The organism is Acinetobacter sp. YH12043 (assembly GCF_013419915.1).
Taxonomy (GTDB): Bacteria; Pseudomonadota; Gammaproteobacteria; order Pseudomonadales; family Moraxellaceae; genus Acinetobacter.
Genome location: NZ_VOZD01000044.1, coordinates 1 through 14,627, shown reverse-complemented (window position 1 = coordinate 14,627; position 14,627 = coordinate 1). Strand labels below are relative to the sequence as shown.

General features: G+C 43.9%; 11 protein-coding genes. 7 read left to right on the top strand and 4 right to left on the bottom strand.

Annotation, left to right across the window (positions count from 1 at the left end; genetic code table 11):
* Window positions 1-527 precede the first annotated feature (527 nt).
* Window positions 528-1,733, top strand: a complete 1,206-nt coding sequence (gene cgtA, locus FTU01_RS15015) for an Obg family GTPase CgtA (RefSeq protein ID WP_004782712.1) — start codon at window positions 528-530, stop codon at window positions 1,731-1,733.
* A 27-nt stretch (window positions 1,734-1,760) separates the two neighbouring features.
* A complete protein-coding gene (gene proB, locus FTU01_RS15010) occupies window positions 1,761-2,894 on the top strand; it encodes a glutamate 5-kinase (protein ID WP_005234922.1) in 1,134 nt (377 codons plus the stop codon).
* A gap of 55 nt (window positions 2,895-2,949) precedes the next feature.
* Here the strand turns inward: proB and FTU01_RS15005 are convergent, their stop codons facing one another.
* Entirely contained in the window at window positions 2,950-3,546 is a 597-nt protein-coding gene (locus FTU01_RS15005) for a phosphatase PAP2 family protein (RefSeq protein ID WP_180139909.1), read from the bottom strand.
* A gap of 167 nt (window positions 3,547-3,713) precedes the next feature.
* On the bottom strand, window positions 3,714-4,415 hold the full coding sequence (locus FTU01_RS15000) for an SIMPL domain-containing protein (protein WP_004782671.1): 702 nt from the start codon (window positions 4,413-4,415) through the stop codon (window positions 3,714-3,716).
* A gap of 476 nt (window positions 4,416-4,891) precedes the next feature.
* Between FTU01_RS15000 and FTU01_RS14995 the strand changes: the two genes are divergently transcribed.
* Together FTU01_RS14995 and FTU01_RS14990 are read left to right on the top strand one after the other, a co-directional pair.
* On the top strand, window positions 4,892-6,265 hold the full coding sequence (locus FTU01_RS14995) for a diaminobutyrate--2-oxoglutarate transaminase (protein ID WP_159123116.1): 1,374 nt from the start codon (window positions 4,892-4,894) through the stop codon (window positions 6,263-6,265).
* Between the two features lie 3 nt (window positions 6,266-6,268).
* A complete protein-coding gene (locus FTU01_RS14990) occupies window positions 6,269-7,801 on the top strand; it encodes an aspartate aminotransferase family protein (RefSeq protein ID WP_125278393.1) in 1,533 nt (510 codons plus the stop codon).
* 88 nt (window positions 7,802-7,889) lie between these two features.
* Here the strand turns inward: FTU01_RS14990 and FTU01_RS14985 are convergent, their stop codons facing one another.
* Window positions 7,890-8,942, bottom strand: a complete 1,053-nt coding sequence (locus FTU01_RS14985; RefSeq protein ID WP_180139906.1) for an aromatic ring-hydroxylating dioxygenase subunit alpha — start codon at window positions 8,940-8,942, stop codon at window positions 7,890-7,892.
* A 303-nt stretch (window positions 8,943-9,245) separates the two neighbouring features.
* On the opposite strand from FTU01_RS14985, the gene FTU01_RS14980 reads away from it, so the two are divergent.
* Window positions 9,246-10,676 (top strand): aldehyde dehydrogenase family protein, encoded by a 1,431-nt coding sequence (locus tag FTU01_RS14980; protein WP_180139903.1) that lies wholly within the window; start codon window positions 9,246-9,248, stop codon window positions 10,674-10,676.
* Between the two features lie 52 nt (window positions 10,677-10,728).
* Here FTU01_RS14980 and FTU01_RS14975 read toward each other — a convergent pair whose 3' ends face one another.
* Window positions 10,729-11,202, bottom strand: a complete 474-nt coding sequence (locus tag FTU01_RS14975) for an Lrp/AsnC family transcriptional regulator (RefSeq protein ID WP_034703664.1) — start codon at window positions 11,200-11,202, stop codon at window positions 10,729-10,731.
* Window positions 11,203-11,341: 139 nt separating this feature from the next.
* Here FTU01_RS14975 and FTU01_RS14970 point away from each other — a divergent pair, with 139 nt between their 5' ends.
* Together FTU01_RS14970 and FTU01_RS14965 are read left to right on the top strand one after the other, a co-directional pair.
* Window positions 11,342-13,057 (top strand): alpha-keto acid decarboxylase family protein, encoded by a 1,716-nt coding sequence (locus FTU01_RS14970; protein WP_180139900.1) that lies wholly within the window; start codon window positions 11,342-11,344, stop codon window positions 13,055-13,057.
* A gap of 43 nt (window positions 13,058-13,100) precedes the next feature.
* Window positions 13,101-14,483: an amino acid permease gene (locus FTU01_RS14965; protein WP_180139896.1), complete on the top strand. Its 1,383-nt coding sequence runs from the start codon at window positions 13,101-13,103 to the stop codon at window positions 14,481-14,483.
* Window positions 14,484-14,627 lie beyond the last annotated feature (144 nt).

The window sequence follows — 14,627 nt, the reverse complement described above, 5'->3', positions numbered from 1 at the left end:
TTCTTGACTCAAGCATTAATGCAGTACGATCTTCAAAGTTAAGATGATGGTATGACAATTTTATATACTCCATAAACCCTTTAAATTAATTAGGTGGTTTATGTCGCACTTCAAGTTTTACTCTGCCCCCTTTTATTCGATTTAAGAGAGAGCTAATGAAATATGCGCTTTATGAAAAATAATATAAAGAAACTTCTTAGTTTGCTCATAGTCTTCTGAATATCTGTTGATCAGTTAAAGCAACTCCAATTGAAAAAAGTAAAACTATAAAAATAAAGATGACTAAGCTATAAGAAGAATTACTGTGATTCTGAAATAAGTGAAAACATTTTTATAATTCTTATTTTGTATAAGTTCCTCACAATAATTTCTTGATAAATCGTCAATCTGTATCAGCTTTTTGCTTGAATAATATAAAATAATCTTAAATTGGGTCTTCTTCATGGAAAGCCCAATAAATATAGTCGAGAAATGCTTTAAAATATGGCAGAATAGGCGGTTTTTAAAGTTTTTAGAGGATTGGCATTATGCGCTTTGTTGATGAAGCAGTCATTACCGTAGAGGCTGGCGACGGTGGCAATGGCGTAGCCAGTTTTCGCCGTGAAAAGTTCGTACCATTTGGTGGTCCAGATGGTGGTGATGGTGGTCGTGGCGGCAGCATTTATATTCAGGCTGACGACGACACGAGTACCCTTGTAGATTATCGTTATACCCGTAAATTTCGCGCTGAACGTGGTAAAAACGGTGCTGGCGCAAACTGTGCTGGTCGTGGTGGCGAATCAGTTATTTTAAAAGTTCCTGTGGGAACAACAATCGTCGATTCAGAATCTGGCGATATTATTGGCGATCTGGTTGAAGATGGCCAGAAAGTATTAGTGGCACATGGCGGCCAAGGTGGTTTGGGTAATACGCACTTCAAATCATCAACCAACCGTTCTCCGCGTAAATGTACACATGGTACTAAAGGCGAATTCCGTGAAATCCGCCTTGAGCTGAAAGTACTGGCTGATGTGGGCTTGCTTGGCATGCCAAACGCAGGTAAATCAACCTTTATCCGTGCAGTCTCTGCAGCAAAACCAAAAGTGGCAGATTATCCGTTTACGACCATGGTACCTAATCTGGGTGTAGTGGATGCGGATCGTCACCGTTCATTTGTAATGGCGGATATTCCAGGTCTGATCGAAGGTGCGGCAGAAGGTGCAGGTCTCGGGATTCGCTTCCTGAAACATTTGGCACGTACCCGTATTCTGCTTCACATTGTCGATGTTCAACCGATTGACGGTTCAGATCCAGCTTATAATGCCAAAGCGATTTTGAATGAGTTGCAAAAATTCTCCCCAACACTTTCAAAATTACCGGTGGTATTGGTTCTGAATAAGGTCGATCAGCTTGCTGTAGATACTCGCGATGAATGGTGTAATCACATTCTTGAAGAATTGCAGTGGGAAGGTCCTGTCTTTAAAACTTCTGGCTTAACGGCTGAAGGTACTAAGGATGTGGTGTATTACCTGATGGATCAAATCGAGCAGCAACGCGAACGCGAAGTTGAAGATCCTGAATACGCAGCAGAGATGAAAGAATTCCGTGATCAGCTTGAAGCTGAAACACGTGAACAAACGATTGCTGCGAAAGAAGCTTATCGTGAAATGCGTCGCGCTCAACGTCTGGGCGGCGATGACTTTGATGATGAAGATGATGACGACAGCGACGTAGAAGTATATTACGTACGTTAATCTTTTAAAGATAAGTCTGAGGACAAGATGATAGAAGTGGTAGATGGGCAACGTCAGCTCAAGGGTTGTAAACGAATCGTTGTTAAAATCGGATCATCTTTACTCACAGCAAACGGGCAAGGTTTAGATTTAGATGCTATCTCGCATTGGGCGGGACAAATCGCGGATCTACACAATGCCGGACACGAGATTATTCTCGTTTCTTCCGGAGCTGTGGCTGAAGGTATGGTTCGAATGAAACTTGAGAATCGACCCACCGATCTACCCAGTCTTCAGGCTTGTGCTGCCATTGGTCAGATGGGTTTAATCCAGACCTGGTCAAGTGTGCTGGAAAAACACAGCATTCAAACTGCTCAGGTGTTATTGACTCATGATGACCTGGCAGACCGTCGTCGCTATCTCAACTCTTGTGATGCTTTGCAGCACCTGATTGATTGGCATGTGATTCCGGTCATTAATGAAAATGACACGGTTTCTACTGACGAAATTCGCTTTGGTGATAACGATACCTTAGCTGCGATGGTGGCGGGACAAGTTCACGCAGATCTGCTGATTATCCTGACTGATCAGGAAGGCATGTTTGACTCGGATCCACGTTCTAATCCGGATGCCAAACTGTTCCATACCGTGCGTGCCATGGATGAAAGCCTGTTTGATATGGCAGGCGGCGGCGGAAAATTTGGTCGTGGCGGTATGCTGACTAAAGTTCGTGCTGCACGTCTGGCTGCGAAATCTGGTTGCCCAACCTTGATCGCTAGTGGTGATAGTGACAATGTTTTATCGCGCCTGATGGCAGGTGAAATGTTGGGTACGTTATTTATCACTGATGATGATCGCATGACTGCACATCAGCAATGGTTAGCAGCGCATCTGCAAACTGCAGGTCGTTTGGTGATTGATGATGGTGCGGTTAAAGCCATCAAAGAAAATCACCGTAGCTTGTTGCCTGTCGGTGTCAAAGCGGTAGAAGGACATTTTGACCGTGGTGATGTAGTGGAATGTGTCGATCGACAAGGTCACCGTATTGCTGTAGGACGTGTCAACTTCAGTTCGCGTTCAGCGGAAATTGTCAAAGGTCTGGCATCAGATAAAGTGCATCAGGTCTTGGGTGAAGCACGTTCTTTAGAGATGATTCACCGTAATCATATGGCAATTTACTAAATTATTAAGATTAAAAAAATCCCGCTTTCGAGCGGGATTTTTTATGTCTGGAAATTTACTTCACCCATCCCATTCGAATAAAAGGCTTAAACAGGAATTGATGAATACTGAAAATAAAGCTCATGATTTTATTCTCATATTTCCACCAGAGCGGTAAGCCGGCAAGATTGACTGCTAAAGCAATCAGGAATGCTCCCACCATATCAATCGGAAAATGTACACCCACATAAACCCGTGACCAAGCGACAAGCCAAGCAGTCCAGAGTAGGATTCGACCCAAATCACGTTGTGCTGAGAAATAATAGGCAAAGGCAATCCCGCTAAAAATACTCATGTGATTGCTTGGGAGTGAACCTGTAGGTGCGTGCTCAATCAGGGTTTGACCAACCTCCATGACAAAAGGGCGGGGTGTGTTTAGAACGGCAGATAATACCTCGCTAATCGACAAGGTGATTGCTGTGAAGATCGCAGCTTTAATAATCCCTGTTTTGATTTCACGACTGCCACGCAGCCAGGTAATAGCAAAAATCAGCAGAAATAAATACACCAGATCATGCGCTATCAGACTGGCATAGTTAATCATCCAGATCGAGGCTTGGTCAGGTACATTGAGAAGATGAAACAGATACAGGTTTAGTTGATCGAGTGACATGAGGAGAGAGAGGGCTGACACAAATGTCCGTTACTCTAAACCGATCAAAGCTCAATTCATATCTGAGTTTGTATGAATTTGTAGCATTGATTTTTCACAGAATATTCAAGTGATAAAAAACCACCCAAAAGGGTGGTTTTTAAACATCTAAATAATTTTATTAAGACTTATTTAAACTGAATAGAACCATTGGCGCTCACGGTCATTTTGGATTCACCCGCTGCCATTTCCTGTTCTGGAACTGCTTCGGCATAAGCAGATTTGGCCATCGCCATGCGTGGCACAGGTGGATAACCCGAATTATTGGTGTTGATATTCAGATTCACCAGTTGATAGCCTGGTTTGTTCCAAGCTTGAGCCAGACTTTGCGCACGTTGCTGGAAGTTTTTCGAGGCTTCAAGCATCAGCTCGTTTTCTACTTTCTTGCGTTTTGCTTCAGATACTGTGAAGTTAATCGATTCAGTCTGGAAGTTTTGCTGTAGCTCAGCAATCAATTGCGAGGCGGCTTTAAAGTCAGTCGATTCAATCCGTACCTGCGCACGAGCACGCCATTCTCTTAACTTGCGGTTGTCGTTGTCATAGACTGGATAGGTATGCTGTGAACCGGTTTCAATTTTTACCGTAGGATATTTTTTAGCAGTATTAATGGCCTGCGTCATCAACTGGTTGATTTGTGCTGCCAGCTCAGCCGGCTGTTTATTAGATTTTTCAACAAATAAATTGGCATTCATCAGGTCATTGGAAATATCGCGGCTGGCTTCTGCCGAGATATTCACCACATTATAATTCAAGGTTTCTTCAGGAGCTGCGAAAGCGGCAGAAGATAATGCGCCGAGCAAAGCAAGCGCTGAAAAAGAAGAAAGACGCATTTTGTTGTCCTGTTTTAGTGGAATTGTTGGCCTTGTGCTGATCATAAAATACTAAGGTGGAAATGTGTTGATATTCCGAAATTATTGTCGTTGGATTGTTAAAAATATATTTTATTTATTATAGGTATATAGAAACTAAATGTGATAAAAATTATATACTTATTGAGATAATTGTTTGATAATTACACTGTTGTATTCATGACAACAAAATTGCATAAAATGTTTAGGGTTCCTTGTCATTGCCATGCATAAAGTTGATAATTTAGACAGCAACATTTTTTGATATATTTTTTCAATAACAGCCGAGGCAAATTGATACTAAAAGTTGTTTATTTTCCTGAAAAAAACTGTATCATCCGCCTCTCCTAGTTACTGAATAGAAAATTGTCTAACTAGATTATATAAAGCACCGAGTCAAACGACCGCAAGTCACCAGACTTATTTCTTTCAACCCATATCAGAGATGGTAATTCGATATGAGCGTTTCTTCTGTAAATCCTGCCACCAATTCCACAAACGAATACTACTTGACTCGCCAAAGTCAGATGGAATCGAATGTGCGTAGTTATCCACGTAAATTACCGTTAGCGATAGCGAAAGCACAAGGTTGCTGGGTTACCGATGTTGAAGGTACGGAGTACCTTGATTGTTTAGCTGGGGCAGGGACATTGGCATTAGGCCATAATCACCCTGCGGTCATTCAAAGTATCCAGGACACACTTGCAAGCGGTCTTCCATTGCATACGCTGGATCTCACCACTCCTTTAAAAGATGCTTTTACTGAGGCACTTCTTGCTTACCTGCCAGGTGGTAAAGAAGAATATTGCTTACAGTTCTGTGGGCCATCTGGTGCAGATGCGACTGAAGCAGCGATTAAACTTGCTAAAACCTTTACTGGCCGTAGTTCAGTGATCAGCTTCTCTGGTGGCTATCACGGTATGACTCACGGTTCTTTGGCAATGACAGGTAACCTGTCTGCGAAGAACTCAGTGAATGGTTTAATGCCAGGCGTTCAATTCATGCCATATCCGCATGAATACCGTTGCCCATTGGGTCTAGGCGGTGAAGCGGGCGTTGATGCTTTGACTTATTATTTCGAAAACTTCATTGAAGATGTCGAAAGCGGTGTAACCAAGCCAGCAGCTGTGATTCTTGAAGCGATTCAAGGTGAAGGTGGGGTGGTAACAGCACCTGTAAAATGGTTGCAGAAAATCCGTGAAGTGACTGAAAAACACAACATTGTGTTGATTCTTGACGAAGTTCAAGCAGGCTTTGCGCGTTCAGGCAAAATGTTCGCATTCGAACATGCTGGTATCGAACCTGATGTGGTTGTAATGTCTAAAGCCGTTGGCGGTAGCTTGCCACTTGCAGTACTGGGTATTAAACGTAAGTTCGATGCATGGCAACCTGCTGGCCATACCGGTACTTTCCGTGGTAACCAGCTGGCAATGGGTACAGGTCTTGCGACGCTACAAACCATTAAAGAACAAAATCTTGCGCAAAATGCACAAGAACGTGGTGATTTCCTGCAAGCTGAACTGAAAAAACTGGCGGCTGAATTCCCATGTATTGGTAACGTACGTGGTCGCGGTCTGATGATCGGTGTTGAAATCGTCGACGAGCGTAAACCAGCAGACCATATGGGTTCTTTCCCTGCTGATGGCCAATTGGCTGCAGCAATTCAAACCGCTTGTTTCAACAACAAACTGTTGCTGGAAAAAGGTGGTCGTAACGGTACAGTGATCCGTTTACTTTGCCCATTGATCATCACTCAAGCTGAGTGTGAAGAAGTTCTGGTTCGCTTCAAGAAAGCGGTTGCTGAAGCTCTAGTCGCAGTTCGAGGCGCATAATTCATGGTAGATTTTGCAGAACACCGTAAAGCGTTACTCTGCAATGATGCTGCATCTATCGCTGACTATGAGTCGGCGATGGATCAGGCGACCAAAGCGGTTGCAGCATGGTTGCAAAACGACAAGATGTATACTGGCGGTAGCATCAAGGAATTGCGTAGCGCAATTGCTTTCAATCCTTCTAAAGAAGGTCTGGGCGTACAAAAGTCTTTAGAGCGTATGGTTGAGCTATTCCTCAACAAGAGCTTGAAAGTACATCACCCGCATTCTTTAGCGCATTTGCATTGCCCAACGATGGTCACTAGCCAGATCGCGGAAGTGTTGATTAATGCCACTAACCAGTCAATGGACTCTTGGGATCAAAGCCCAGCGGGTTCTTTGATGGAAGTGCAGCTAATTGACTGGCTACGTCAGAAAGTTGGCTATGGTTCAGGTCAGGCGGGTGTATTCACTTCTGGTGGTACACAATCCAACCTGATGGGCGTATTGCTGGCGCGTGATGCCTGTATCGCAAAAAACTGGAAAGATGAAAACGGTAATCCGTGGTCGGTTCAGCGTGATGGTATCCCAGCGGATGCAATGCGTAACGTCAAAGTCATCTGTTCTGAAAATGCGCATTTCTCTGTGCAAAAGAACATGGCGATGATGGGCATGGGCTTCCAGTCCGTTGTGACTGTTCCTGTGAACGAAAATGCGCAGATGGATGTTGATGCTCTGGAAAAAACCATGGCACATCTTCAGTCTGAAGGCAAGATCGTGGCATGTGTGGTGGCAACTGCTGGTACAACTGATGCTGGTGCAATTGATCCCCTCAAACAGATTCGTGAAATCACCAATAAGTATGGCGCGTGGATGCACATCGACGCAGCATGGGGTGGGGCACTGATCCTGTCGAATGACTATCGTTCTATGTTGGATGGTATCGAGCTGTCTGATTCTGTGACACTGGATTTCCATAAGCATTACTTCCAGACCATTTCATGCGGTGCATTCTTGCTGAAAGATGAAGCGAACTATCGTTTCATGCACTATGAAGCTGAATACCTGAACTCTGCGTACGACGAAGAGCACGGTGTTCCTAACCTGGTATCGAAGTCACTACAAACCACTCGTCGTTTCGACGCGTTGAAATTGTGGATGACTGTAGAAGCACTGGGTGAAGAGCTTTATGGTTCGATGATCGACCATGGCGTGAAATTGACTCGCGAAGTGGCAGACTACATCAAAGCAACTGATGGTTTAGAACTTCTGGTTGAGCCACAATTCGCATCAGTATTGTTCCGTGTAGTTCCAGCAGGCTATCCAGCTGAATTTGTGGATGCTTTGAACCAGAACGTCGCAGACGAACTGTTTGCACGTGGTGAAGCAAATATTGGTGTGACTAAAGTGGGTCAAGTTCAATCACTGAAAATGACGACTTTAAGCCCGGTTGCAACCCTTGAAAACGTGAAGAACCTGTTGGCACTCGTGCTTGCAGAAGCGGATCGTATCAAGGATTCAATTGCGGATGGGACTTATACACCGCCAATTGCTTAATCAATTGCAGGTGAAAAAAAGGAGATCGTTAAGATCTCCTTTTTTATTGGAATTTGGCTGACACATAGATAATGATTTTTAAATAAAATTAAGCTGCAAATAAAGGACTAAAGCCTTTTTTCCTTAATAGTTTACGGTACATACTGGAGCTGCGATCTGCCGGGAAATGTGCTTCCAGAGATAAGTCTAGCGGTAAAAACTCAGGCTTCTGATTTTCGACAATCAGGCGATCTTCTTCAAAAATCTTCAGATTAAAATCATAGGCTTCTTCGACAGGTAAGTCTTTATCATAATTACGACAGATGGGAGCAAACAGTCGGGTCTGACGGGCGGTCATCGGTGAAGCAGCATTCATAATCACCTGTTTGGCATCATTAGGGAAATGGATGGTCAGGGTCGCGGTAAAGGGCAGGCTAATTTCAAAATGTCGTAGCCATTTAAAATCTTCCTGACCGCGCTGATCTAACCCAATCGGATAACGGCCGACACTGCTGATATAGTCGGCATTAAAACCATATTCAGTTTCCGTTGTGGTGTAATCCGGGACTTCGACATCATTCGGATCACCAAAGGTATCCGGATGTACCCAGGCAAAATGGGCGACATCAATAAAGCCTTCTAGCTGTCTGCCAGCAAAACATTTGATGTCGACTTGTGGGCAAACCAGTTGCTGATAATCTGCATCATTCCAATAAGGCATCATTGGAATATTCGGTTCAGCGTCTTTGTCAGCTGTCAGTGAACACCAGATCAGACCATAACGTTCAACCGCGGCATAGGTCCGTAAATGAAACCGATCTGAAATTTTATGCTGTGGATGGGCAGGGATACGGTTGCATTTACCTTGTGTACCAAAACGCAAGCCATGATAAGGACAGACCACGCCTTGACCATCATTTTTTCCCAGACTTAAGGGCACACCACGATGCGGACAGGCATCCTTGGCCACGATCAGTTCATCCTGCATCTTGTAAATGACCAGAGGCATATCTAGCAGCATTGTCCCTAGCGGCTGTTCGGAAATATCACGGGCTAAGGCTACTGGATACCAATATTGAGCCAGGAGATGCCAGTCATGTTCTTCAAATGTCATGTGAATCGGTAAATCGGGATTGAAAACTGGAATGGTTGTGCTATTCATGACGCTATCACTGTGATTCTTTATTTCCAATATAGGCCAATGTGATGTTCTACGAAATTTCAAAGATCAGGACATCCTGTTGCATAAATTCGAACAGGATGTAAGGAAGAATGAGCTATAGGCAAAAAATTAAAGGAAGCAATATTTAAAGTTCCAAAAAAGCATCCCGAAAGATGATTCTTCTATTTTCCATGCACAAAATGTGCATTCAGGACTTTATGCCTAATGTGATATGCAAGCTCCATTCAGACAAAATCAGCTAATGTCAGGGAACAACAACAATATCTGATTCAGGATGAAGAGATGACTAATTTGCATGTATCCCAACCCGTTGGCTGTATTATTCAAGGAAAAATGGTACAAGGCGCTGCCGAAAGTTTTGTGGTGATTAATCCTGCTGATGAGCAGGTATTGGCCCTATGTTCCTCTCCCTCGGAAGCACAAATTGAAGATACCATCCGTAGTGCCGAGCAGGCATTTCAACACTGGAAAAATACGGATGATGCAACGCGACAGGCAATCCTGCATCGTATTGCAGATCGTATTGAAGAACACCGAGAAGAATTAGCGCGTTTAGTGGTGCAGGAGCAGGGCAAACCCTATGCACTGGCTGAATTTGAAGTCGGTGGGGCCATTGCCTGGACCCGCTATCAGGCAGAACTCAAGATTGAAACTGAAATCTTACAGGATGATGCCAACAAGCGGATCGAACTTCATCATCGGCCTTTAGGGGTCGTGGCATCGGTTACCCCATGGAACTGGCCTTTAATGATTGCTGTCTGGCATATCATGCCGGCAATTCGCGCTGGCAACGTGGTGATCAATAAACCTTCAGAATTTACCCCATTGTCGACACTTCGACTCGGTGAGCTGATTCAGCAAGAGGTTGCACCTGGAGTGGTCTCTATACTTACAGGAGGCGGAGAAGTTGGGGCTAAGCTGACCAGTCACCCTGCAATTGCCAAAGTGGTATTTACCGGTTCAACTGCGACTGGGCAAAGAATCATGCAAAATGCAGCCGCGACTTTCAAACATCTGACACTGGAACTTGGTGGCAATGATGCAGGCATTGTTTTGCCAGATACCGATATCCAGGCAATGGCAACCCGAATCTTTAATGGAGCTTTTATCAACATGGGCCAGACCTGTGCAGCGTTGAAACGGCTGTATGTGCATGACAGCCAATATGATTCACTGGCACAGGAATTAGTAAAAGTCGCACAGCAACAATCTCTGGGAGATGGTTTAGCCGAGACGACTACTTTTGGCCCAGTGCAAAACATCAAGCAATACCAAAAAGTTCAGACCATGATTCAGGAAGCTCAGGATGAAGGTGCAATAGTCATGACATCTGGTCAGAATCTACCGGATACAGGCTATTTTATTGCACCAACAATTGTGACCAATGTAAGCCCAGATAGCCGTCTGGTGCAGGAAGAGCAGTTTGGTCCGGTGTTACCTTTGATTCGTTATCACGATATTGAAGAAGTACTGACTGAAGCCAACAATACGGATTTTGGCTTAGGTGGTTCGATCTGGTCATCCAATCTGGAGCAGGCGCAGCAGTTTGCTCAACGACTGAGTTGTGGTACGGCGTGGATCAATACGCATGGTGAGATTTTCCCGCATGTACCTTTTGGTGGATGGAAACATTCGGGCATCGGCGCACAGTTTGGACTGAGTGGCCTGCTCGAAAATACGATTCAACAGGTTGTTCATATCAATAAAAATTAAATCAAAAAAAGCTCAAGTTTAACTTGAGCTTTTTTCTTTTACTTAAAATATATCAACGTAATAAAGGGCGGGCAGCCTGAAAATCAAAATGTAATTGCTTGAATTTATTTAAGACAATATAAGATTTGATATGGCCGATAAAATTACAGCTTAGTAATTTTTCAGTCACAAAATTTGCCAGCATTTCCAGATTTTTAGCGCCTACTTTTAACATGAAATCTGCATCACCACTTAAAGAAAAAGCTTCCTGAATAGCTTCTTCTTCTTCAATCAATTGTTGAAAAGCGATCTTCGCTGCTGCGTCATGTGTTTTGAGATTGACCTGAACCATAGCCAAAACTGCAATTCCCAAAGCTTCAGGATGAATGCAGGCGCTATAACCCAAAATAATTCCTTTTTGCTCTAGCAGCTGACGCCGTCTAGAACATTGAGAGGCTGACAAACCGATTAAATCTCCGATTTCCTGATTCGTCAGGCGCCCATTTTTTTGCAAAGCCTGGATGATTTTCCAGTCAAATTTATCCATTGCATCCATTGCATTGAATCCTTATCCGATACACGTTTTATGTGTTTTTGAATCATTGTGACTTGCATTATGCACGAAATCAGAAAATGAAATGCAATATTCTGTAATTGAAGCATAATAAGTGATAGGGAAAATAATAATGTTTATGGAAATTGGTCAGTACCTTAATCAGCGCCTGCAAGAGCTAGGAATTCAGCATATTTTTGGTGTGCCAGGCGACTTTAATCTCTCCTATTTAGAACAGATTGAAATTGATCCAAAACTGGAATTTATCGGTAACTGTAATGAGCTAAATGCAGCTTATGCAGCGGATGGTTATGCCCGTCTGCATGGTGTCGGCGCTTTACTGACCACTTATGGTGTGGGCGATCTAAGTGCGATTAACGGTATTGCAGGTGCATATGCTGAGCAGGTTGCCATGGTGCATATTTCCGGCATTCCACCTTTGCATGCCGTAGAGCAGGGCGCTTTGTTACACCATACCCTGATTGATGGCGATTATGACAATATCATGAACTGCATGCGCGAATTTACCGTGGCACAGACACGTTTGACTCCAGCCAATGCAGTGAGTGAAATTGACCGGGTATTAAAGCAATGTATATTGATGCGTCGACCGGTTCATATCCAGCTTCCATCGGATATTACCCATCTTCAGATTAAAGTACCTAAGCAGCCTCTGGATCTGAGCCGTCCACAGAGTGATCCAAAACTTCTGCAAGAAACTGCGGCACGGATAGCCAAACGCATCAAACAGGCACGTCAGCCAGTCCTGCTCATTGACAATGAAGCAGAAATTTTCCAGCTTACCGATATGCTGCAAAATTGGGCTGAGCGCATGCAGATTCCCTATACCTGTCTGTCTACTGCCAAAAATATCATGAATGAAAGTCACCCCTTATATGCGGGCGTTTATGCAGGTGCAGCAAGCGCAGCATCGACTTGTCAGCTGGTGGAACAGTCGGATTGCCTGATCGCTATTGGGCCACGTTTTACCGATGTTGCCACCGCATTTTTCTCACATCGTGTATCCGTACAAAATATGTTGTATCTGGCGGATTCCTGTCTTTGTCTGGATGGGCAGATGATCAGTGGACTGGATTTAGCTCAGTTGATTCAAGCCATCTCAAAACAGACTTTAGATGATCAACCACATACTTTTAATCCTGCACCGAAACCACATTTACAAACTCAGCAGATTGAAGAAAATACTGCGCTGAGCCAAACTGCACTCTGGCAGCAGATTTCTGAGTTCTTGCAGGAAGATGATGTGATTGTGGCAGAAGTGGGCACTGCCAATGCAGGTTTATCAGGATTGACCTTACCTGTGACTGCTAAGTATCTGGTTCAACCGATCTGGGGCTCGATTGGTTATACCTTGCCTGCCTTGCTTGGCAGTATGCTTGCTGCACCAAAGCGCCGTCATCTGTTATTTATTGGGGATGGTTCGATTCAGCTGACCATTCAGGAGCTTTCAACCTTATTAAGAGAAGGCTTAAAACCTGTAATTTTTATTTTGAATAATGGCGGCTATACCATTGAACGTTTGATCATGGGTGAAAATGCCAAGTATAACGATATTCAGAACTGGCAATACAGTCAGTTTGCCCAAGTCTTTTCTGCAGATACCCCGCATCAGGCTCATATAGTCAAAACCCCGGCAGAATTAAAGCGTACACTCGCACAGGTTCATCAGGCTGAGGAATTATGTCTGATTGAACTGCAACTTCCACGTATGGATGCTCCACAACGCTTAAAACAGTTTGCTGAAGTCGTGGCACGCTATGACTATGGTGAATATGGTTATAAGCAGCTGGTTGAGCAGAATACACCTCCCTACAAAAAGGCAATCTAGCAAAATGTAGAAATTAAAAAAATTGTTCACAAGGAGTGACAATATGGATGTTGAAGATCATCAATTAAAAAAACAGCTTTCCAACCGGCATATCCAGCTAATCGCCTTAGGTGGAGCGATCGGTACAGGATTATTTTTAGGTTTATCACATACAATTCAGCTGGCAGGCCCATCAGTGCTTCTGGGCTATGCCATCGCTGGCATCATTGCATTTCTGATCATGCGCCAATTGGGTGAAATGGTGGTGCATGAACCGGTCAGTGGTTCATTCAGTTATTTTGCCAATAAATACTGGGGCAAAAAAGCAGGCTTTATTTCAGGCTGGAACTATTGGGTGCTCTATGTCTTAGTGAGTATGGCTGAGTTGAGTGCAATTGGTACTTTTATTCAGTTCTGGTGGCCGGAGATTCCGACCTGGCTCACGGCACTGGCATTCTTTCTGCTCATGAATGGGATCAATCTGGTCAATGTCAAATTCTTCGGTGAGAGTGAATTTATATTTTCCATGGTCAAGATCATTGCCATTTTAAGCATGATCGGATTCGGGATCTATCTGCTGTTTAGCGGTTCTGCAGGAAGTCAGGCCAGTGTGACCAACTTGTGGCAGCATGGCGGATTTTTCCCTGAGGGCTGGTCGGGTTTTATGATGGCACTTGCCGTGATTATGTTTGCATTTGGTGGGCTGGAGCTGATTGGTATTGCTGCTAGTGAAACCAAAAATCCAGAAAAGACCATTCCAAAAGCAGTCAATCAGATTGTCTACCGTGTACTCATTTTTTATATTGGCGCCATAGGTGTGTTGCTATGTCTCTATCCATGGAATCTGGTGGCGCAAGGCGGTAGTCCGTTCGTAATGATTTTCCAGTCATTGAATAGTCACGGCGTGGCCAATGTTCTTAATTTTGTAGTCTTGGTCGCTGCACTTTCAGTCTATAACAGTTGTATTTACTGTAATACCCGTATGTTATTGGGTCTGGCTCAGCAGGGTAATGCACCGGCATTCTTAAAGAAAATTAACCGCCGTGGTATCCCGGTGAATGCTGTTCTATTCTCGGCAGCAGTCTCCGGTATCTGTGTATTAATGAATTACCTCATGCCGGGTGAAGCTTTTGGTATTCTGATGCTACTGGTGGTTTCAGCTCTGGTGATTAACTGGCTGATGATTTCACTGACCCATCTGAAATTCAGAAAAGCCATGCAGGAACAGCAGCAGACGACCGCATTCCCAAGTCTGTTTGGCCGCTGGAGTAATTACCTGACGATTTCATTTATCATCATGATTTTAATGATCATGAGCTTTACCAAAGAAATGCAGATTGCTGTTGCATTAGTGCCGGTCTGGTTGCTGTTTTTGATGGTGATGTATGTGATGAAATATCGCAGGAAACCTGTGCTCTTGCCTGAATCTACTGAACCCACCACTTAAATAAAAAGGCCCTGAACAGGGTAATGCCAGTCAGTTAAGAGATTGACTGGCTTTTTCTTGGGTATTTTTGAGGTTTTCCTTTTACAACCCTTGGATAACTCCTCACTCTTCTCTCAGGTATAACATACCGATTAGATTTCTCCA